The organism is Streptomyces sp. NPDC029151 (assembly GCF_055564315.1).
In genome coordinates, this window is record NZ_JBVHWQ010000002.1 from 778,145 (window position 1) to 798,271 (window position 20,127).

The 20,127-nt window shown below is 72.7% G+C and carries 22 protein-coding genes; 14 read left to right on the forward strand and 8 right to left on the reverse strand.

What is annotated here, in order from left to right:
- Nucleotides 1–35: 35 nt before the first annotated feature.
- The gene (locus tag ACZ4VF_RS11275; protein ID WP_467925002.1) at nt 36–884 is read left to right on the forward strand and encodes a DUF4429 domain-containing protein; all 849 of its coding nucleotides are present in this window, start codon (nt 36–38) and stop codon (nt 882–884) included.
- A gap of 28 nt (nt 885–912) precedes the next feature.
- Here ACZ4VF_RS11275 and ACZ4VF_RS11280 read toward each other — a convergent pair whose 3' ends face one another.
- Nucleotides 913–1,368, reverse strand: a complete 456-nt coding sequence (locus tag ACZ4VF_RS11280) for a MerR family transcriptional regulator (RefSeq protein WP_467925004.1) — start codon at nt 1,366–1,368, stop codon at nt 913–915.
- A gap of 97 nt (nt 1,369–1,465) precedes the next feature.
- Between ACZ4VF_RS11280 and ACZ4VF_RS11285 the strand changes: the two genes are divergently transcribed.
- Together ACZ4VF_RS11285 and ACZ4VF_RS11290 are read left to right on the forward strand one after the other, a co-directional pair.
- Nucleotides 1,466–1,942, forward strand: coding sequence for a GNAT family N-acetyltransferase (locus tag ACZ4VF_RS11285; protein ID WP_467925006.1), 477 nt, complete (start codon nt 1,466–1,468; stop codon nt 1,940–1,942).
- A 19-nt stretch (nt 1,943–1,961) separates the two neighbouring features.
- A complete protein-coding gene (locus ACZ4VF_RS11290; protein ID WP_467925008.1) occupies nt 1,962–2,783 on the forward strand; it encodes a serine hydrolase domain-containing protein in 822 nt (273 codons plus the stop codon).
- 87 nt (nt 2,784–2,870) lie between these two features.
- Here the strand turns inward: ACZ4VF_RS11290 and ACZ4VF_RS11295 are convergent, their stop codons facing one another.
- Complete coding sequence (locus ACZ4VF_RS11295) at nt 2,871–3,524, reverse strand: pirin family protein (RefSeq protein WP_467925619.1); 654 nt, start codon at nt 3,522–3,524, stop codon at nt 2,871–2,873.
- 74 nt (nt 3,525–3,598) lie between these two features.
- Here ACZ4VF_RS11295 and ACZ4VF_RS11300 point away from each other — a divergent pair, with 74 nt between their 5' ends.
- From ACZ4VF_RS11300 to fabF, 5 genes are all read left to right on the forward strand, one after another.
- A complete protein-coding gene (locus ACZ4VF_RS11300) occupies nt 3,599–4,804 on the forward strand; it encodes a PucR family transcriptional regulator (RefSeq protein ID WP_467925010.1) in 1,206 nt (401 codons plus the stop codon).
- Nucleotides 4,805–4,893: 89 nt separating this feature from the next.
- The gene (locus tag ACZ4VF_RS11305; RefSeq protein ID WP_467925012.1) at nt 4,894–5,820 is read left to right on the forward strand and encodes an ACP S-malonyltransferase; all 927 of its coding nucleotides are present in this window, start codon (nt 4,894–4,896) and stop codon (nt 5,818–5,820) included.
- Between the two features lie 13 nt (nt 5,821–5,833).
- Nucleotides 5,834–6,865 (forward strand): beta-ketoacyl-ACP synthase 3, encoded by a 1,032-nt coding sequence (locus ACZ4VF_RS11310; RefSeq protein ID WP_467925014.1) that lies wholly within the window; start codon nt 5,834–5,836, stop codon nt 6,863–6,865.
- 81 nt (nt 6,866–6,946) lie between these two features.
- Nucleotides 6,947–7,195, forward strand: coding sequence for an acyl carrier protein (locus ACZ4VF_RS11315; RefSeq protein WP_133885909.1), 249 nt, complete (start codon nt 6,947–6,949; stop codon nt 7,193–7,195).
- Nucleotides 7,196–7,331: 136 nt separating this feature from the next.
- Entirely contained in the window at nt 7,332–8,594 is a 1,263-nt protein-coding gene (gene fabF, locus ACZ4VF_RS11320; protein WP_467925016.1) for a beta-ketoacyl-ACP synthase II, read from the forward strand.
- A gap of 68 nt (nt 8,595–8,662) precedes the next feature.
- On the opposite strand, the gene ACZ4VF_RS11325 is transcribed toward fabF, so the two are convergent.
- On the reverse strand, nt 8,663–9,157 hold the full coding sequence (locus tag ACZ4VF_RS11325) for a DUF3145 domain-containing protein (protein WP_030649497.1): 495 nt from the start codon (nt 9,155–9,157) through the stop codon (nt 8,663–8,665).
- A gap of 256 nt (nt 9,158–9,413) precedes the next feature.
- On the opposite strand from ACZ4VF_RS11325, the gene ACZ4VF_RS11330 reads away from it, so the two are divergent.
- On the forward strand, nt 9,414–10,298 hold the full coding sequence (locus tag ACZ4VF_RS11330; RefSeq protein WP_467925018.1) for an SGNH/GDSL hydrolase family protein: 885 nt from the start codon (nt 9,414–9,416) through the stop codon (nt 10,296–10,298).
- Nucleotides 10,299–10,340: 42 nt separating this feature from the next.
- Here the strand turns inward: ACZ4VF_RS11330 and ACZ4VF_RS11335 are convergent, their stop codons facing one another.
- A complete protein-coding gene (locus ACZ4VF_RS11335; protein ID WP_467925020.1) occupies nt 10,341–10,469 on the reverse strand; it encodes a hypothetical protein in 129 nt (42 codons plus the stop codon).
- Nucleotides 10,470–10,559: 90 nt separating this feature from the next.
- On the opposite strand from ACZ4VF_RS11335, the gene ACZ4VF_RS11340 reads away from it, so the two are divergent.
- Both ACZ4VF_RS11340 and ACZ4VF_RS11345 read left to right on the forward strand, forming a co-directional pair.
- A complete protein-coding gene (locus tag ACZ4VF_RS11340) occupies nt 10,560–11,537 on the forward strand; it encodes an aldose epimerase family protein (RefSeq protein WP_467925022.1) in 978 nt (325 codons plus the stop codon).
- Between the two features lie 74 nt (nt 11,538–11,611).
- Nucleotides 11,612–12,523 carry a hypothetical protein gene (locus ACZ4VF_RS11345; protein WP_467925024.1) on the forward strand — a complete coding sequence of 304 codons (912 nt, stop codon included), beginning with the start codon at nt 11,612–11,614 and terminating at the stop codon, nt 12,521–12,523.
- Between the two features lie 97 nt (nt 12,524–12,620).
- Here ACZ4VF_RS11345 and ACZ4VF_RS11350 read toward each other — a convergent pair whose 3' ends face one another.
- Nucleotides 12,621–15,062, reverse strand: coding sequence for a beta-glucosidase H (locus ACZ4VF_RS11350; RefSeq protein WP_467925026.1), 2,442 nt, complete (start codon nt 15,060–15,062; stop codon nt 12,621–12,623).
- 102 nt (nt 15,063–15,164) lie between these two features.
- Between ACZ4VF_RS11350 and ACZ4VF_RS11355 the strand changes: the two genes are divergently transcribed.
- Nucleotides 15,165–15,746, forward strand: coding sequence for a TetR/AcrR family transcriptional regulator (locus tag ACZ4VF_RS11355; protein WP_467925028.1), 582 nt, complete (start codon nt 15,165–15,167; stop codon nt 15,744–15,746).
- A gap of 109 nt (nt 15,747–15,855) precedes the next feature.
- A complete protein-coding gene (locus tag ACZ4VF_RS11360) occupies nt 15,856–17,112 on the forward strand; it encodes a pyroglutamyl-peptidase I (protein WP_467925030.1) in 1,257 nt (418 codons plus the stop codon).
- Here the strand turns inward: ACZ4VF_RS11360 and ACZ4VF_RS11365 are convergent.
- The 3 genes from ACZ4VF_RS11365 to ACZ4VF_RS11375 are packed head-to-tail and all read right to left on the reverse strand — an operon-like array spanning nt 17,084 to nt 18,980.
- A complete protein-coding gene (locus tag ACZ4VF_RS11365) occupies nt 17,084–17,698 on the reverse strand; it encodes a LysE family translocator (protein ID WP_467925032.1) in 615 nt (204 codons plus the stop codon). The genes ACZ4VF_RS11360 and ACZ4VF_RS11365 overlap by 29 nt on opposite strands.
- Nucleotides 17,695–18,489 (reverse strand): EI24 domain-containing protein, encoded by a 795-nt coding sequence (locus tag ACZ4VF_RS11370; protein ID WP_467925034.1) that lies wholly within the window; start codon nt 18,487–18,489, stop codon nt 17,695–17,697. The genes ACZ4VF_RS11365 and ACZ4VF_RS11370 overlap by 4 nt, the downstream gene beginning before the upstream one ends.
- A gap of 53 nt (nt 18,490–18,542) precedes the next feature.
- On the reverse strand, nt 18,543–18,980 hold the full coding sequence (locus ACZ4VF_RS11375; RefSeq protein WP_467925036.1) for a MarR family winged helix-turn-helix transcriptional regulator: 438 nt from the start codon (nt 18,978–18,980) through the stop codon (nt 18,543–18,545).
- An 89-nt stretch (nt 18,981–19,069) separates the two neighbouring features.
- Here ACZ4VF_RS11375 and ACZ4VF_RS11380 point away from each other — a divergent pair, with 89 nt between their 5' ends.
- Nucleotides 19,070–20,068, forward strand: a complete 999-nt coding sequence (locus ACZ4VF_RS11380) for an NADP-dependent oxidoreductase (protein ID WP_467925621.1) — start codon at nt 19,070–19,072, stop codon at nt 20,066–20,068.
- Nucleotides 20,069–20,127 lie beyond the last annotated feature (59 nt).

A 20,127-nucleotide genomic window follows, 5' to 3' on the forward strand; every position in this document is an offset into this window, starting at 1 on the left:
CGACGGAGGAGCACGTGCCGCATACGATGAGCCGCATGGGTGACGTACTGGCGGGTTTTCATGCCGTCTGGGAGTTCGAGTCCGACTCCGTGCTCATCCGTTACGAACGGGGGATTCGGACACCGAAGCTGTTCCAGGCGCTCGGCGAGCGCCGGATTCCGCTGTCCGCCGTCGAGGGGGTGAGCCTCGCCCCGGGCAGGCGCGGCACGGTCGTCCTGCGCCTGGAGCCGCGTCCCGGCGCGGATCCGCTGATGGAGGCGGCCGACGGCCAGCTGAAGGAGGGCGCGGACCCGTACCGGCTGGTGCTGCCGGCCGAGCGGGAGACCCTCGCCGAGTACTACGCCGACGAGCTGAAGGGGCTGCTGACCGAGTCCGGTCCGGCCGAGCGGCACCTGGTGGCGGCGCCCGACGCTCCGCTGCAGTTCAAGGCGTACGACGGGAAGGCGTCCTTCGACGGCACGTCCGTGCAGTTCCGCTGGTCCTGGACGGGGGCGTCCTCGGCGAAGTGGAAGGCCGGTGACCAGAGCTTCCCGGTGGCGCGGCTGAGCGGGGTGGAGTGGCGGTCGCCGGAGCTCTTCGAGGGGCATCTGCGGCTGCTGCCGCGCGATCAGGGTTCCGCCCGTTCCCCGCAGCCGGACCAGGATCCGGCGTCGGTGGTGTTCGGGCTGGGGTACGGGCCGGTGCACGAGTCGCTGCCCTTCGCCGCGGCGGTGCTGGCCGCGGTGCGGTCGCGGGGGCCGGTGCCGGTGGCCCCGGCCGTGTCCCGCCGCGATCCGGCCGACATCGCCGAGCGGATCCGTCATCTCGGGGAGCTGCACCAGGCGGGGCTGGTCACCGACGAGGAGTTCTCCTCGAAGAAGGCCGAACTGCTGGCGGAGCTCTAGAGCGGTTCCCCGTGTCCCCGCGGCGTGCTCACGCCTCGGCCGCGTAGAAGCTGATCTTGCGGTCGAGGACGCCGAGGGTGTCGTGGAGTTCCGCGATGCGGTTCAGCACGTCCCTGCGGGTCGACTCCAGCAGTTGCCGGCGTTCGGCGAAGGTCTGGTCGCCCTGCCTGACCAGTTCCGCGTACCGGACCATGTCCGCGACCGGCATCCCGGTCAGCCGCAGCTTGGTCACGAAGTCCAGCCAGTCCAGGTCGCGGTTGCTGTAGCGGCGCTGGCCGGTGTGCGAGCGGTCGACGTGCGGCATCAGGCCGATCCGCTCGTACCAGCGCAGGGTGTGCGCGGTGAGACCCGTGACCGCGACGACCTCGCTGATCGTGTACCGGTCCTGGCCGTCGGGGCGCGGATGGCGCCGGGGCGGGGCGGAGCAGATGTCGGCGGGGGTGGCGCGCTCGGTGGCCGCTGGCGGGGTCTGCATCACCGTCATGGCCCCCACGCTATGACCTTGGAGTGCACTCCAGGCAAGCCGGTCCGGTAAGAAATCGGCAGGACGGCGCCCGGGGCGGCTGGTTAGCGTGCGGCTCATGAGTCTTGTACGCCGGGCCCGGCCCGAGGACGGCGCGGAAGTGCTGCGTCTGCGCCAGGTGATGATCGACTCCCTGTGGAGCGCGGAAGGTTCCCAGGCGGCCGAGTGGCACGCGCAGTCGCTGCCGACGCTGCGGGAGCGGCTCGCGGAGGAGGACGGGGACTTCGCCGCGTTCGTCGTGGAGCACCCCGGGCGGCCAGGGGCACTGGCCGCGCTGGTCGCGGGGACGGTGGAGTACCGCATCGGCAAGGCCGGGAATCCGCGGGGCCGGGTCGGGCACGTCTTCAGCGTGGCGACCGACCCGGACGCCCGCAGGCGTGGGTACGCGCGCGCGTGCATGGAGGAGCTGCTGGACTGGTTCCGGGCCCGGGGGGTTGGACACGTGCTGCTCAACGCCTCGCCGGAGGCCGAGCCGCTGTACGCCTCGCTCGGCTTCACGCGGGATCCCGACCCGTCGATGCGGCTGCTGCTGTGAGCCGCATAGGCTCGGCCCCATGTCGTTGCAGAGCCTGGCGCTGATCGAGAACTGGCCCGTCCCCACCGCCGCGGCGGGTGTCGTACGAGCCGACGGAACCGTCCTGGGGACGCACGGTCCCGTCGGGCACCGCTTCCCCCTCGCCTCCGTCACCAAGCCGCTGGCGGCCTACGCGGCGCTCGTGGCGTACGAGGAGGGGGCGGTCGAGCTGGACGAGCCGGCCGGTCCGCCCGGGTCGACGGTCCGGCACCTGCTCGCGCACACCTCCGGGCTGGCCTTCGACGAGCACCGGGCGACGGCCGCGCCCGGGGAGCGGCGGCTGTACTCCAACGCCGGGTTCGAGCAGCTCGGGGACCACATCGCCAAGGCGACGGACATTCCGTTCGCCGAGTACCTGCGGCAGGCCGTGCTGGAGCCGCTGGGCATGACGTCGACGTCGCTCGAGGGGTCGCCGGCGAAGGACGGGGTGTCGACGGTCGAGGACCTGCTGCGGTTCGCGGCGGAGGTGCAGGCGCCGCGGCTGCTGGACCCGCGGACGGTGGCGGCGGCGATGACCGTGCAGTACCCGGGGAGGAAGGGCGTCCTGCCGGGGTACGGCCACCAGAACCCGAACGACTGGGGGCTGGGCTTCGAGATCCGCGACGGGAAGACCCCGCACTGGACGGGGAGTTCCTCCTCGCCCCGCACGTTCGGGCACTTCGGGCAGTCCGGTACGTTCCTGTGGATCGACCCCGACGCGGGGGTCTCCGGGATCGCCCTGACCGACCGCGCGTTCGGCCCGTGGGCGGTCGAGGCGTGGCCGGCCCTCACGGACGCGGTGCTGGCGGAGGTCCGGGGCTGAGGCGGAACGCCCCGCGGCGGCCCGCGGGAAACGGCGCGGCCGGCCCGCGGCCGCACGGCGGCCGGTGCTACGGCTGGAACTCCGGGACTACGGCGCCATCTCCCACAGCAGCAGCTCCGCCCGGGTCACCGCCACCGCTTCCAGCCCCTCGGCCCCGGTGATCCGCGCCGCGTCCCCGGGGCCGAGGCGCTCCGCGGCCAGCCGGACCTCGCCGCGCACCACGTGGACGTACAGGTACGCGGCGTCCGGGACCACACCGCGCTCCCCGGCTCCGAGGCGCCGTACGTGCAGTACCGCCCCCGCCGCCGGCACCGCGTACGGCGTCGCGCCGGCGGCGCCCGGGACCAGGGCGTAGGCGGGGTCGCCGCCGGGCTCGCGTGGCGTCAGCCACATCTGGAGGAAGGTCAGCGGCACGTCCCCGTCGTTGCGTTCCACGTGCCGGACGCCCGCCGCCGCGCTGAGGTGCTGGACGTCCCCGGGGCGGACCCGCGTCTCGTGGCCGGCCGAGTCGCGGTGGGTCAGCTCGCCCTCCACGACCCAGGTCACGATCTCCGTGTGGCTGTGCGGGTGTTCGCCGAAACCTGCACCGGGGGCGAGCCGCTCCTCGTTGCAGGCGATCATCGCGCCGAAGCGGAGGTTGTCCGGGTCGTAGTGCGGGCCGAAGGAGAAGGCGTGCCGGGTGTCGATCCCGGCCCCGGGGTCCCCTCCGCGGTAGCGCTCGGCGGCGCGCCGTACGTCGATCACGGGCACCACCGTAGACCTCGTCCCCGACCCGGCGACGCACGGGCCCGTCCCGATAAGGCAGTCTTGTCCCCGTGCCCGAACCCGAATCCCACCACGGCGATCCCGCAGCCCACGACGTCCACGCGCACTCCGCGACCCTGAAGCGGCTGGAGAAGTCCTCCGGGAGACTCGCCGCGCAGGCGATCGCGCGGATGGACGAGACCCTGCCGTGGTACCGGGCCATGCCCCCGGAGAACCGTTCCTGGATCGGTCTCGTCGCCCAGGCGGGCATCGCGGCCTTCACCGAGTGGTTCCGCCGCCCGGACGCGCCCCAGGCGATCTCCACGGACGTCTTCGGGACCGCCCCGCGTGAGCTGACCCGGGCCATCACGCTGCGGCAGACCGTGGAGATGGTGCGGACCACCATCGAGGTCATGGAGAGCGCCATCGACGAGGTGGCCGCTCCCGGTGACGAGAGCGTGCTGCGCGAGGCGCTGCTGGTGTACGCCCGGGAGATCGCGTTCGCCACCGCCCAGGTGTACGCCCAGGCCGCCGAGGCACGCGGTGCCTGGGACGCGCGGCTGGAGTCGCTGGTCGTGAACGCCGTACTGAGCGGGGAGGCGGACGAGGGCGCGGTCAGCCGGGCCGCCGCGCTGGGCTGGAACTCGCCGGAGCACGTGTGCGTGGTGCTCGGGACCGCGCCCGACGGGGACAGCGAGCTGACCGTCGAGGCGATCCGGCGGGCCGCGCGCCACGCCAAGCTGCAGGTGCTCACGGGGGTGCTCGGGGACCGGCTGGTCGTCATCGCCGGTGGCAGCCCCCATCCGCTCGCCGTCGCCAGGTCGCTGATCGGGCCGTTCGCCGCGGGCCCGGTCGTCGCGGGGCCCGTCGTACCCGACCTGCTGGCCGCCACCCGGTCCGCGCAGGCCGCCGCCGCGGGGCTGAAGGCCTGCTCGGCCTGGCAGGACGCGCCGCGGCCGGTGCTCGCGGACGATCTCCTGCCGGAGCGCGCCATGGCGGGTGATCCGAGCGCCCGCGAGCAGCTGGTGGAGGAGATCTACAGACCGCTGGAGGAGGCGGGCTCGGCTCTCCTGGAAACCCTGAGTGTCTACCTGGAGCAGGCGAGCAGCCTCGAAGGCGCGGCGAGGATGCTCTTCGTTCACCCGAACACCGTGCGCTACCGGCTCCGACGTGTGACAGACGTCACCGGATGGTCGCCCTCGGATGTACGATCCGCGTTCACACTACGGATCGCGCTCATCCTGGGGCGTCTGGCCGACGCCGAATCCCAGGCATAGGGTTTTGTCGGAGGCCCACAAAAGCCCTTCGTGTTCTTCGTCCCTGTCCCCACGGGCGGCCGTGGCCGTCCCCAAGAGAGAGTGTGAGAGTGCTCGTACTCGTCGCTCCCGGCCAGGGCGCTCAGACGCCCGGCTTCCTGACCCCCTGGCTCGAACTGCCCGGTGCCGCCGACCGCGTCGCCGCCTGGTCGGACGCCATCGGACTGGACCTCGTCCACTACGGCACCCAGGCCGACGCCGACGCCATCCGTGACACCGCGGTGGCCCAGCCGCTGCTCGTGGCCGCCGGCATCCTGTCCGCCGCGGCACTCGGTGACATGTCCGAGATCGCGCCGGGCGCGGTCGCGGGGCACAGCGTCGGCGAGATCACCGCCGCCACCTTCGCCGGTGTGCTGGACGACACGTCCGCCCTCGGTCTCGTCCGCAAGCGGGGTCTGGCGATGGCCGACGCCGCCGCGGTCACCGAGACCGGCATGGCGGCGCTGCTCGGCGGCGATCCGGAGACCTCCGTCGCGCACCTGGAGAAGCTGGGTCTGACCCCGGCGAACATCAACGGCGCGGGCCAGGTCGTCGCCGCCGGCACGCTGGAGCAGCTGGCCGCGCTGAACGACGACAAGCCCGAGGGTGTCCGCAAGATCGTCGCGCTGAAGGTGGCCGGGGCCTTCCACACCCCCCACATGGCGCCCGCGGTGCAGACCCTGGCCAAGGCGGCGGAACAGCTGTCGCCGGCCGACCCGAAGATCCCCTACGTCTCCAACAAGGACGGCCGGACCGTCTCCTCCGGCGCCGAGGTGCTGGAGCGGCTGGTCGGCCAGGTCGCCAACCCGGTCCGCTGGGACCTGTGCATGGAGACGTTCAAGGAGCTGGGCGTCACCGCGATCGTCGAGGTGTGCCCGGGCGGCACCCTGACCGGCCTGGCCAAGCGGGCCCTGCCCGGGGTCAGGAACCTCGCCCTGAAGACCCCCGACGACCTCGACGCCGCTCGCGAGCTCATCGCCGAGCACGCCGGCGCCTAAGGAGCCCGAGAGCATGTCGAAGATCAAGCCCAGCAAGGGTGCCCCGTATGCGCGCATTCTCGGCGTCGGCGGCTACCGGCCGACCCGGGTGGTGCCGAACGAGGTGATCCTCGAAAGGATCGACTCGTCCGACGAGTGGATCCGCTCCCGCTCCGGCATCGAGACCCGGCACTGGGCGGGTCCCGAGGAGACCGTGGCCGCGATGTCGATCGAGGCCTCCGGCAAGGCGATCGCGGACGCCGGCATCGACGCCGAGCAGATCGGCGCGGTCGTCGTGTCGACCGTCTCGCACTTCAGCCAGACCCCGGCCGTCGCCACCGAGATCGCCGACAAGCTCGGCACCGACAAGGCCGCCGCCTTCGACATCTCGGCGGGCTGCGCGGGCTTCGGCTACGGCCTGACGCTCGCCAAGGGCATGGTGGTGGAAGGTTCCGCCGAGTACGTGCTCGTCATCGGTGTGGAGCGGCTGAGCGACCTGACCGACCTGGAGGACCGGGCGACCGCCTTCCTGTTCGGTGACGGCGCCGGCGCGGTCGTGGTCGGCCCCTCCAAGGAGCCGGCGATCGGTCCGACGGTGTGGGGCTCGGAGGGCGACAAGTCCGGGACGATCAAGCAGACCGTCCCGTGGGACCGGTTCCGGCTCGGCGACGTCTCCCAGCTGCCCCTCGACAGCGAGGGCAACATCAAGTTCCCTGCGATCACGCAGGAGGGCCAGGCGGTGTTCCGCTGGGCCGTGTTCGAGATGGCGAAGGTCGCCCAGCAGGCGTTGGACGCGGCCGGAATCACCCCGGACGACCTGGACGTCTTCATTCCGCACCAGGCCAACGTGCGGATCATCGACTCGATGGTGAAGACGCTGAAGCTGCCGGAGCACGTCACGGTCGCCCGTGACATCCGCACCACCGGCAACACCTCGGCCGCCTCGATCCCGCTCGCGATGGAGCGGCTCCTGGCGACCGGGGAGGCGAAGAGCGGCGACACCGCGCTCGTCATCGGATTCGGGGCGGGTCTCGTCTACGCCGCCACGGTCGTTACCCTCCCCTAGGCACTCCGTGCCGGATCATGCGGTCCGGCAGGGGGACAACTGCCACAAACCGTTCGGAACATCTAAGAAGGAGCGCCTGACATGGCCGCCACTCAGGAAGAGATCGTCGCCGGTCTCGCCGAAATCGTGAACGAGATCGCCGGCATCCCGGTTGAGGACGTCCAGCTGGACAAGTCCTTCACCGACGACCTGGACGTCGACTCGCTGTCCATGGTCGAGGTCGTCGTCGCCGCCGAAGAGCGCTTCGACGTGAAGATCCCGGACGAGGACGTCAAGAACCTCAAGACCGTCGGTGACGCGACGAAGTACATCCTCGAGCACCAGGCCTGAGCCATCCCTTAGGCCCTCACAGGCCGTCAGGCCGCGAGGCCCGTCCGGCTGCAAGGCCCCGCCACCCGGCGGTGGCGCCGTAATCCCCGCTGAGGCGGGGGTAGTCCTCCCGTATTCCGTTGGAGAAAGAATTCCCGTGAGCCCGACCAATCGCACCGTGGTCGTCACCGGTATCGGCGCAACCACACCGCTGGGTGGCGACGCAGCCTCGACCTGGGAGGCCCTCGTCGCCGGCACGTCCGGTGTCAGCCTGCTGGAGCAGGAGTGGGCGGCCCAGCTGCCCGTCCGGATCGCCGCGCAGATCGCCGTCGAGCCGGGCGAGATCATCCCGCGCCCGCAGGCCCGCAAGCTGGACCGGTCCGCGCAGTTCGCGCTGATCGCCGCCCAGGAGGCCTGGAAGGACGCCGGTTTCACCGCCAGGGCCGGCGAGGACGCGTCCGTGAACCCCGATCGTCTCGGTGCGGTCATCGCCTCCGGCATCGGCGGCGTGACGACCCTGCTGGACCAGTACGACGTCCTCAAGGACAAGGGCGTACGCCGCGTCTCCCCGCACACCGTGCCGATGCTGATGCCCAACTCGCCGGCGGCCAACGTCGGTATCGAGCTGGGTGCCCGCGCCGGTGTGCACACCCCGGTCTCGGCCTGCGCCTCGGGCGCGGAGGCCATCGGGTACGCGATCGAGATGATCCGCACCGGGCGTGCGGACGTGGTCGTGGCCGGTGGTACCGAGGCCGCCATCCACCCGCTGCCCATCGCCGCGTTCGGCAACATGATGGCGATGTCCAAGAACAACGACGACCCGCAGGGCGCCTCGCGTCCCTACGACGCGGGCCGGGACGGCTTCGTGCTCGGCGAGGGCGCCGGTGTGATCGTCCTGGAGTCCGAGGAGCACGCGAAGGCACGCGGTGCCCGGATCTACGCCGAGGCGGTCGGACAGGGCATCTCCGCCGACGCCCACCACATCACGCAGCCCGAGCCGTCCGGCAACGGCATCGCGCAGGCGCTGCAGAACCTGCTGGACAGCACCGACCTGAAGCCGGCCGAGATCGTGCACGTGAACGCGCACGCCACCTCGACGCCGCAGGGTGACGTCGCCGAGATCAAGGCGCTGCGGAAGGTGTTCGGCGACGACGTCGACCACATGGCGATCTCCGCGACCAAGTCGATGACCGGTCACCTGCTCGGCGGGGCCGGCGGTGTCGAGACCGTCGCGTCGATCCTGGCCCTGGTGAACCGCACGGCTCCGCCGACCATCAACGTGGAGAACCTCGACCCGGAGGTCGACGCGGACGTGGTGGTCGGTGAGGCCCGTCAGCTGCCCGAGGGACGTATCGCCGCGCTGAACGACTCGTTCGGCTTCGGCGGGCACAACGTGGTGCTGGCGTTCAGGACCGTCTGAGAGACATGAGCGAAGGGCCCTCACCGGCTGGTGGGGGCCCTTCGGCATGCCCGGTGGTGCGGGACGGCTCACACGACCTGGTGCAGCCAGCGGACCGGGGCGCCCTCGCCGGCGTAGCGGAAGGGCTCCAGTTCGTCGTCCCACGGCTTGCCCAGGAGCTTGGCGATCTCCGCCTCCAGGTCGGTCTCTCCCTGCTTGGACCGCGTCAGCGCGGCGCGCAGGCGGTCCTCCGGGATCAGGATGTCGCCGTGGATGCCGGTGACGGCGTGGAAGATGCCGAGGTCGGGGGTGCAGCTGTAGCGCTCGCCCTCGGCGGTCGCGCAGGGCTCGGCGGTGACCTCGAAGCGCAGCAGGTGCCAGCCCCGCAGCGCGGAGGCGAGTTTGGAGGCGGTGCCGGCCTCGCCCTGCCAGGAGAACTCCGAGCGCCAGGTGCCGGGGGCCGCGGGCTGCCGGATCCAGTCGAGGTTGACGCGCGTGCCGAGCACCCCGGCGACGGCCCACTCGACGTGCGGGCACAGCGCGCGCGGCGCGGAGTGCACGTACAGAACTCCACGTGTCGTCACCGGAACCTCCGGGCAGAGCGGGACATCTTGCGGACTGGCTGGGCGGCAGTGGCGCGACGGCCGCGTTGATGGCGAGGCTACCCTGCGACGGCGCAAGGAGTGTGACGTACCGTCGGTCCCGGTGCCAGGAAACCGCCGCCATTCACCCAGGGGGACGCTTGTACGGGGGTGCGCCGTTCCCGGGTGCCGGGGCGGGAACCCTCGCACGTTGTTATGGGAGGGGGGTGCCGACCGTCGAGCGAGGAGAACACCAGGGATGCGGAAACCGAGCCACCGTGTGCGGGCCGTTCTCGCCGTCGTGGCGGCCGTGGTGCTGGGAGCCGCCGGCTGCGGCGGCGGGGACGGGCGTTCCCCGGCGCCCCACGGCACCACGGCACGCGGGGCCCGGCCACCGGTGTGGGACCGCAGCCCGGACTCCATCGCCGCGGTGGGCGACTCCATCACGCGCGGCTTCGACGCGTGCACCGTGCTGTCGGACTGCCCGGAGGTGTCGTGGGCGACGGGCAGCGACGCCCGGGTGGACAGCCTGGCGGTGCGGCTGCTGGGGGTGACGGGCGCGGCGGAGCACAGCTGGAACTACGCGGTGACCGGCGCCCGCATGGCCGACCTGCCGGAGCAGATGGAACGGGCGGTGGGCCGCCGCCCGGAGTTGGTGACGGTGATGGTGGGGGCGAACGACGCCTGCCGGTCCTCGGCGTCGGCGATGACCCCGGTGGCCGACTTCCGCGCGGACTTCGAGGAGGCGCTGGACAGGCTGCGCTCGGCGCTGCCGAAGACGCAGGTGTACGTGTCGAGCGTGCCCAATCTGAAGCGGCTGTGGTCGCAGGGCCGGTCGAACGCGCTGGGCAAGCAGGTGTGGAAGCTCGGCATCTGCCCCTCGATGCTGGGTGACGCGGACGATCTGACCAGCGCGGCGATGCTGCGCCGGGACGCGGTGCAGCAGCGGGTCGTGGCCTACAACAAGGTGCTGGCGGAGGTCTGTGCCAAGGACCGCCGCTGCCGCTTCGACGGCAACGCGGTGCACGACTACCGCTTCGGCACGGACCAGCTCAGTCACTGGGACTGGTTCCATCCCAGCAAGGACGGCCAGGCACGGCTGGCGGAGATCGCGTACCGCAGGATCACGGCGGGAAATCCGTGACCGGCCCCGTTCCGGTCAGCGGGTCCGACAGGCAGCGCGGCTTCAGCGGTGGCCGCGCTTCTTCTGCTCGGTCCAGATGATCAGTACACTCACGGCCAGTGCGGCGAACAGGATGCCCGGGAACCAGGCCGGAGGGCCGACGAAGACCGACACGACGAAGCCCGGGAACACACGACACCCCGTCGAGTGCGGGCGCGGCGCATGCGGTGAACCGTCACCCTCGGCGGATGCGACTGCCGACGGCACTACTAGGGTTTCCACATGAACGAACTTTTCGGCACACTCCCCGACGGCACGGCGGTGCACCGATGGACGCTGGAGCGCGGCGGGGTGCGGGTGCGGGTGCTGTCGTACGGCGGGATCGTGCAGTCGTTCGAGGCCCCGGACGCGGCCGGGCGGACGGCGGACGTGGTGCTGGGGTTCCCGGAGCTCGCCGGCTACCTGGCCCACCCGGAGCCGTATCTGGGCGCCGTGATCGGCCGGTACGCGAACCGGATCGCGGGCGGCCGGTTCCGTCTGGACGACCGTATGTACACCCTGCCGGCGAACGACGGTCCGAACTCGCTGCACGGCGGTGAACGCGGGTTCGACAAGCGGGTGTGGGACGTGGAGCCGGTGGCGCACGGGCTGCGGCTGAGCCGGGTGAGCGCGGACGGCGAGGAGGGCTTCCCGGGCCGGCTGGCGGTGACGGTGACGTACACGCTGACGGAGTCGGGTGCGCTGCGGATCGTCTACGAGGCGGACACCGACGCGCCGACGGTCGTGAACCTCACCCAGCACACGTACTGGAACCTGAGCGGCTCCGGTTCCGGTCCCGCCGGCGGACACGAGCTGCGGCTGGCCGCGTCCCGGTACACGCCGGTGGACGCGGACCTGATCCCGGCCGGGGAACCGGCGGACGTGACGGGGACCCGCTTCGACTTCCGTACGGCCCGGAGGACGGGCTCGGGCTACGACCACAACTTCGTCCTGGACAAGGGGGTGACCGGCGCGGCCGAGGAGGTGGCCGAGCTGTACGACCCCGCGTCCGGGCGGAGGCTGACGGTCGCGACGACCGAGCCGGGCCTCCAGCTGTACACCGCCGACCATCTCTCCGGGCTGTTCTCACCCTGCGCCGGGATCGCGCTGGAGACGCAGCACTTCCCGGACTCGCCCCACCGGCCCGACTTCCCGAGCACGGTGCTGCGGCCCGGCGAGGTCTTCCGCTCCGAGACGGTGTACGCCCTCTCGGCGTCCTGACCGGCCCGCGACGCGGAGGAGGCCTCCGCGCCGGCGGGACGGGGAGTCCCACCGGCCCGAAGGCCTCGACGGTGGTGAGGGAGGAAACGGTCCCCACCGACCGGACCGGATGCCGGGACTCAGCCCCCGGCCCCGGCACCGGCGCCCGCACCGGCACCCGCACCGGCACCCGCACCAGCGCCCGCACCCGCGCCCGCACCAGCGCCCGCACCAGCACCAGCACCAGCGCCCGCACCGGCACCGGCTCCAGCACCAGCACCCGCACCGGCACCCGCACCGGCACCCGCTCCGGCGCCAGCACCCGCACCCGCACCCGCACCAGCGCCCGCTCCAGCACCAGCACCAGCACCAGCCCCGGCACCGGCACCAGCACCAGCACCGGCACCAGCGCCCGCACCGGCTCCGGCACCCGCACCAGCGCCTGCGCCTGCGCCTGCCCCGGCACCGGCCCCAGCACCCGCTCCGGCACCAGCACCAGCCCCGGCACCAGCGCCCGCTCCAGCACCAGCACCAGCCCCGGCACCAGCGCCCGCACCGGCTCCGGCACCCGCACCAGCGCCTGCGCCTGCGCCTGCCCCGGCACCGGCCCCAGCACCCGCTCCTGCACCCGCACCAGCACCGGCACCCGCTCCAGCACCCGCACCCGCACCCGCACCCGCCCCGGCACCAGCACCAGCACCAGCACCAGCACCCTGAGGAGCCCCAACGAGTTTGTGCGGGTTGCAGTGCTTCGTGTGGTGCAGCGTCTGGGTGTGGGCCGGTGCGGCCGCCGGTGCGGCGAAAGCGGCGGTGGGGATCAGGACACCGCCGGCTGCCAGGGTGACCGTGGTGGCCAGCATCGCCAGGCGCTTCTTGTAGTTCTTGCGCTCGATGTTCGTCATGGGAATCCGCCTCCGAGGGGGGTTGCTGCCCGAGCCGTTCTCGGGCTGCTTCAAATGAACCCCGGCGGCCGCACCCCGGTCAGGTTCCGGAAACTCGTACCTTGACCGACCGGACACCACGCTGCTAAACGCACATGCCAAGCCCCGGCCCAGGGGTCAGGTCCCGGGCCGGGGCTGCTCATGCGGGGAGACTTGTCCCGGATCAGACGTTAATCGGCGCGGTCAGCCGGCGGTCGGCGATCGAGCGTCCGGCGGTGATCTCGTACGAACCCTTCACACACGACCACGCCTTCGCCTCTTCGTCCCACACCTCGAAGGCCCGGCGCGGCAGCTCGACGGCGGCCTCGGCGCTCCGGCCGGGGCCGGCCTCGACCGACGCGAAGCCCGCCAGCCGGCGCGCCGGGCGCTCGGGGCCGGGCCCGGCCGGTGAGACGTAGACCTGGACGATCTCCCGGCCGGCCCGCTCGCCGGTGTTGCGCACGCGGACGCGGACGGTGGTGCCGTCGACCTCCAGGGACTCGTAGGCCCAGTCGGTGTAGCCGAGACCGTGGCCGAAGGGGTACGACGGGGTGCGACCGGCCCGCTCCCACGCGCTGTGGCCGATGAACACACCCTCGCTGTAGGGCAGTTCGCCGTCCACCGGGACGACCTGGGTGACCGGGGCGTCGGCGAGGGAGCCCCAGGTGGTGGGGAGCCTGCCGCCGGGCTCGTGGGCGCCGGTGAGCACGTCGGCGAGGGCCGCGCCGCCCTCCTGGCCGGGGAACCAGGTCAGCAGGACGGCGGCGACCTCGTCCCGCCAGGGCAGTTCCACCGGGGAGCCGGCGTTGACGACCACGACGGTGTTCGGGTTGGCGGCGGCGACCGCGTGGACCAGGTCGTCCTGGCGGCCGGGCAGCCGCAGGTCCCGGCGGTCGAAGCCCTCGGACTCCACGCGGTCGGTGGTGGCGACCACGACCACGGCCGTGTCGGCGGCCCGGGCGGCCCGTGCGGCCTCGGCGATCAGCTCGTCGGGATCGCGCCGCGGGCCGGAGTGGGCGAGCGCGAAGGCGATCACCTTCATCGGCAGGTCCTCCGGGAGCCGGACGACGTGGGTGAGGGAGATGTCGACGGGTTCGCCGGCGGTCAGCTCGGTCTCGGCGCGGGGGACGGGGGCGGCGAAGAAGGCCTCGAAGGGGTCGTCCTCGGCGGGGCGCTGGACGTCGTCGTAGTACGTGGTGCCGTCGACGGTGAGGGTGAAGGGGCCGGTGCCCTTGATGCCGAAGGTGTGCGGGCCGGACTCGCGGGGGGTGAAGGTGCCGGTCAGCTCGATGGTGTGGAGGGTGGCGTGGGTGACGCCGTCGGGGAGGTCGGAGCCCATCCACTGGATCTGGCCGCCGGGGGCGGAGCGGGTGCCGATGACGTCGCCGGCGGCGTCCCGGCAGACGGCCCGCAGGGTGAAGCCCTGGTCGGCGACGGCCAGTTCGGTGGCGGGATCGGCGCCGACGGCGTAGCGGAGGGTGCCGTCGGGGAGGGCGGCGGTGAGGCCGTCGAGCGGGGAGACGGTCCGGGCCGGGAAGACGGTGGCGGAGCCGCCGCCGAGCACGCGGGCGTCGCGGGCGGCGGCGCCGATCAGGGCGACGGTGGCGCCGGGCCGCAGCGGGAGCGCGCCGCGCTCGTTGCGCAGGAGGACGAAGGAGCGGCGGGCGATCTCGCGGGCCAGGGCCTCGCCGTCGACGGGCGCGGGCGGCTCGGTGACCACCGGTTCGGCGCCGGCGAGGATGCCCACGCGGGCGGCCAGGCGGAGGACCCGGCGGACGGCCGCGTCGACGGTGGCCTCGGCGACCCTGCCGTCGCGCACGGCCTGGGCGAGGGCGGGGCCGTACACGGTCCGGGGGCCGGGCATCGCGACGTCGAGGCCGCCGTGGACGGCGGCGACCGTGTCCCGGGCGGCCGTCCAGTCGGAGACGTTGAAGCCGTCGAAGCCCCACTCGCCGCGCAGGACCTCGTTGACGAGGTGGTGGTGCTCGGTCATCGTCGTGCCGTTGACCGTGTTGTAGGCGGTCATGATCCCCCAGGGGCGGGCGCCGGTGACGATGGCCTCGAAGGGGGCCAGGTACAGCTCGCGCAGGGCGCGTTCGGGCACCAGGTTGTTCACGGTGAGGCGGTCGGTCTCGGCGTCGTTGGCGACGAAGTGCTTGACGGTGGTGCCGACCCCGCCGGACTGCACGCCGGTCACGTAGCCGGTGCCGATGACGCCGGTCAGGCAGGGGTCCTCGCTGTAGCACTCGAAGTGGCGGCCGCCGAGCGGGGAGCGGTGCAGGTTGACGGTGGGCGCCAGCAGGACGTGGACGCCCTTGCGGCGGGCCTCCTGGGCGAGCAGCACACCGGCGCGGCGGGCGAGTCCGGGGTCCCAGGTGGCGGCGAGCGCGGTCGGCGAGGGCAGGGCCACGGAGGGGTCGTCGGCGGTCCAGCGCACGCCCCGGACGCCGATCGGTCCGTCCGACATGACCAGGGAGCCCAGGCCGATCTCGGGGAGCGCGGGCAGGCTCCACATGTCCTGTCCGGCCAGCAGCCGGGTCTTGGCGTCGAGGTCGAGCGCGCCGAGGGCGGCCTCCACGACCGCCTCGCGGGCCTGGTCGGCCGGGGTGGGCTGGGCTCCCGCCATCGGGGTCCTCCTCGTCGAGTCCGTGCAGGTGTCTCCATCGTGCCCGCGTCACCTGTCGACGGGTAGGTTTCGTTATCTTGCCGTTACATCGAGGGGGCGAGGATGCCGTACGGTGACGTCATGAACGCGAGGGTCAGGGGCCAGGAGCGGCGCGCGGAGATCGTGGGGGCCGCCCTGGAGGTGATCGCCGAGCGCGGTTACCGGGGCGCGAGCCTCGCGGCCGTGGCCGAGCGGGTGGGGCTCACCCAGCAGGGGCTGCTGCACCACTTCCCCACCAAGGAGGCGCTGCTGGTGGCGGTCCTCCAGGACCGGGACCGGTGGGACGCGGTGCCGGACTCGCGGTGGCGGACGGACCTGCTGGCCTCGCTGGTGGAGTACAACGCGATGCGGCCGGCGATCATCCAGACCTTCTCCGCGCTGCTCGGCGAGAGCGTGACGGAGGGTCATCCGGCGCGGGGTTACTTCACCGAGCGGTACGCGCGCGTCCGCGCCTCCATGACCGCCGTCCTGCGCGGCGAGTACGGCGACCGGCTCCCGAACGGCCTCACCCCCGAACGCACCGCCCCCCTGCTGGTCGCCGTGATGGACGGCCTCCAGTACCAGTGGCTCCTCGACCCGGACTCGGTCGACATGCCGGGCGCGTTCCGGGACTTCCTGCGGCTGCTGGGGGAGCGGGCGGACTGAGGGATCGCTCCCCCCGGGAGGCGGACACCTGCGCGACCGGCGCCCGCCGGCGCGCGGCCGAGTACGGTGGGCCGCAGTCACGGCGCTTCCCGGAAGGAGCCCAACTCCCTTGAGCCCCACACGACTTCGTCTCGGCGTCCTCGGACTCGCGCTGCTCGCCGGCCTGTCCGCGCCCCCGGCCACCGCCTCGGCGGCCCCGCCCGCCCCCGCCCCCTCCCCCACCGTCGAGGAGCAGCGGCTCGACCGGGCGGAGCCGCAGGAGATCCTGCGGCGCTCCGGGTTCGACGGCGTGGCACGGGAGTTCGGACGCGCGCTGGAGCACGCGCGGTCCTACGCGCAGGCCCGCCGCGTCGTCGCACGGGAGGGGTCCGCGCTGTGGCGGCGGGCCGTGGACCGTGCGCAGGGGCGGGGACCCGCCGGCGGGGACCTGGACCGGGGCGACGACCGGCCGCTGTACTGGGCCCGGTTGGGCATGACCCGGGACGTGCGCACCTGGCGGCCGGACTTCGGGCTCACGGAGCGGCAGCGGAACGCGCTGCTCGACCGGCTGGAGCGGACCTCGCGGGGGCAGACCGACCTCCGCCTCCCGGCCGCGGACACCTCGCGCCGGGTCGTCCTCACCGGTTTCGACCCCTTCACGCTCGACCGGGACATCCGCACCTCCAACCCGTCCGGGGCGGCGGCGCTCGCGCTGGACGGCACCGTCGTCGAGACGGCGGCGGGACCGGCGCGCATCGAGACCGCCGTGTTCCCGGTGCGCTGGCGGGACTTCGCCGAGGGCACGGTGGAGCGGACCCTGCGGCCGTACCTGCCGAAGGCGGACCTGTTCACGACCGTGAGCCAGGGGCGGGTCGGCCGGTTCGACGTCGAGCGCACCAACGGCGCCTGGCGCGGCGGCTTCCCGGACAACGACGACGTCGGCCGGACGGAGACCGTGCCGGTCACGGACCCGGCCACACAGCCGCAGTGGACGACCACGACCCTGCCGTACGCCGCCCTCGCGGCCGCGCGCACCGGGCGTTTCCCGGTGTACGACCACACGGAGGTCACCGAGATCCCCGCGGGCGGGAGCGATCCCGTCGTGCGGCCGGACGGGCCGACCCCCGGCTCCACCGCCCGGGCCGGGGGCGGCGGCGACTACCTGTCCAACGAGATCGCCTACCGGGCCACCCTGCTGCGGGACCGGCTCGGCCTGCACGACACGCTGCCGGGCGGGCACGTGCACACCCCCGTGCTGCAGTTCGGGGCCGGGAACACCACCGAGGTGACCGACCCCGAGTTCGTCCGCAACCGGCTGGACATCATCGCCCAGGTGCGGGCGATCGTCGCCGTGGCCGTCAGTGCGACGGAGCGAAGGCCAGGCTGATGCCGAGGCCGGCGAGGACGGAGCCGATGACCTTGTTGAGGACCTTCTGGGCGCGGAGCATCAGCGTGCGCATGCGCTCCTGCGAGAAGAAGAGCGCGACGACGCCGAACCACAGCAGGTGGGCCAGCGACATGAACAGGCCGTAGCCCGCCTGCCGCCAGACCGGTGTGCCGGGGCTGACGACCTGGGCGAAGGTGGAGACGACGAACAGGGTCGTCTTGGGGTTGAGGACGTTGGTGAGGAAGCCGGTGCGCAGCGCGGCGAGCGGGGTCAGTGTCGCCTTGTGCTCCAGGTCCACCTTCACCTCGCCGCGGGTGCGGAAGGTGCGCACGCCGATGTGGACGAGGTAGGCGGCGCCGATCAGCTTGACGACCGTGAACAGGAAGGTGGAGGAGGCGATCAGCAGGCCCACGCCGAGCATCGTGTAGGTGACGTGGACCAGCACGCCGGCGGCGACTCCGGCGGCGGCGAGCAGGCCGGTGCGGCGGCCGTACAGATAGCTGTTGCGGACGATCATCGCGAAGTCGGCGCCGGGGGCGATGACGGCCAGGACGGTGATGACGGCGACGGCGAGTATCTCGGTCACGGGGTGGCGTTCTCCTCTTCGGGCGCGTCGGTGCCCTCCCCCGCGGTCTCCTCGCCCAGCAGGTCACGGGCGAGGAGCGTGGCGCCCGCGACCGCGCCCGGCATCAGGAACACCGCGACGAACGGAACCAGGAAGGCCAGTCCCAGGGGTGTGCCGAACCCCCAGGCCAGGGTCTTGCGGGAGCGGAGCAGGGTGAGGCGGGCGCGCAGGTCGACGCCCCGGCGCTGCAGGGCCACGGCGGCGAGCTCCTCGGTGAGGAAGAAGCCGGTGACGAAGAAGCCGATCACGGGGACGACGGTCTGCCCGACGAACGGCAGGAAGCCGAGCGCGAAGAGCAGGACGCCCCACAGGCCGGCCCGGACCAGGATGCGCAGGCTGTCCCGGGCCGAGATCCACAGCTCCCGCCAGAGCGGCAGGCCGGACCGGGCGGCGGTGCCGTCGGGCGAGGCGTCGGCGTCGGCCCTCTCGGAGAGGCTCTCGTAGAAGGGCTGGCCGACCAGCAGGGTGACGGCGGTGAACGTCAGCACGGCCAGCAGCAGGCCGAGCGCGAACAGGACGGCGGTCAGGAAGCCGCGGAACAGGCCACGCCAGGGGCTGGACCAGTCGTCCGCGAACGGGGTCGCCCAGCCGACCGCGTCCTCGCCCCACAGGGCCAGCGCGACCAGCGCGGCGGTGTACAGCACCAGCGTGATCAGGCCGGGCAGCAGCCCGAAGCCGTAACTCCGCCCGTGCCGGGCCACCCACCGCTGGCCCTTCAGGAGATAACCGAAACCCACCCCGAGATCGCGCATGGCGAGGACTCTACTGGCTGGGTGTGACAGGGCGGGACGCCGGACGAGGGGGGTCAGACGTCCAGCATGCGGCGGAGCAGGTCGCGCAGGGAGCCGCGTTCGTCGTCGCTCAGGGCGGCGAGCGGTTCGCGCGCGAAGTCGAGGTTCTCGCGCAGGTCCCGGGCCATGCGGCGGCCCTCCTCGGTGGCCGCGGCCACCTTCACCCGGCGGTCGGCCGGGTCGGGGCGGCGCTCCACCAGTCCGCGCAGCTCCAGGCGGTCCACGATCCCGGTCACGTTCGACGGCTCGCACTTGAGCTTCTGGGCCAGCTTGCGCATGGGCAGCGGCTCCAGCGAGAGCAGGCTGAGCAGCCTGGCCTGCGGGCCGGTCAGCGAGTGCTCGGCCGCCGCCTTCTCGTAGTCCGCGTAGAAGCGGGCCACGACGTCGCCGATCAGCTCCACGACTTCCAGGGTGAGGGCGTCGGGGCGACGGTTCTTCGATGGGGTGGACATACCCGCCAGGATACCCGGTTACTTGACATACTGAAATATTCAGGAGCATGGTTGTTTCAGGTACTGAAGTAATCGTGAAAGGCACCGTCATGATCAACCGCGAGTGGCACCTGCTCAGCCGTCCCGTCGGCTGGCCCAAGCCCGAGGATTTCGCCCTGGTCGAGGCACCGGTCCCGACCCCGCGCGAGGGCCAGGTGCTGGTGCGGAACACGTACCTCTCCGTCGACCCGTACATGCGTGGCCGGATGAGTGAAGCGAAGTCGTACGTCGCCCCCTTCGAGCTGGGCAAGGTCATGCAGGGCGGCGCGGTCGGCGAGGTGGTCGAGTCCCGCGCCGAGGGCATCGCCGTCGGCGACCACGTCCTGCACTTCCTCGGCTGGCGCGAGTACGCGGCCGTGGACGCCCGGCACGCCGTCAAGGTCGACCCCCAGGCCGCCCCCCTGTCGACGTACCTGGGCGTCCTCGGCATGACCGGCCTGACCGCCTACGCCGGCCTGCTGCGCACCGCCTCCTTCAAGGAGGGCGACGCCGTCTTCGTGTCCGGTGCGGCCGGGGCCGTGGGCAGCCAGGTGGGCCAGATCGCCAAGCTCAAGGGCGCCTCCCGGGTCATCGGCTCGGCCGGCTCCGACGAGAAGGTCAGGCTGCTGGTGGACGAGTACGGCTTCGACGCCGCGTTCAACTACAAGAACGGCCCGGTCGCCGAGCAGCTGCGCGAGGCGGCGCCCGACGGCATCGACGTCTACTTCGACAGCGTCGGCGGGGACCACCTGGAGGCCGCCATCGGCTCGCTGAACGAGGGCGGCCGGATCGCGGTCTGCGGCATGATCTCGGTCTACAACAACACCGAGCCCGCTCCCGGCCCGAAGAACCTCGCCCGCCTCATCCAGACCCGCGGCCGGATCGAGGGCTTCCTGGTCGGCGACCACTACGACCTGCAGCCGCAGTTCGTCCAGGAGGTCGGGCCGTGGGTCGCCTCGGGCGCGCTGAAGTACCGGGAGACCGTGGTCGAGGGCATCGAGAACAACCTGGAGGCGTTCCTCGGGGTCCTGCGCGGCGACAACGTCGGCAAGATGGTCGTCAAGCTCTAGGGTTCCCGAGATTTTCGGCATGCGGTAACTTCTTTCCGAAATCTGTCGCGATCGTGGGC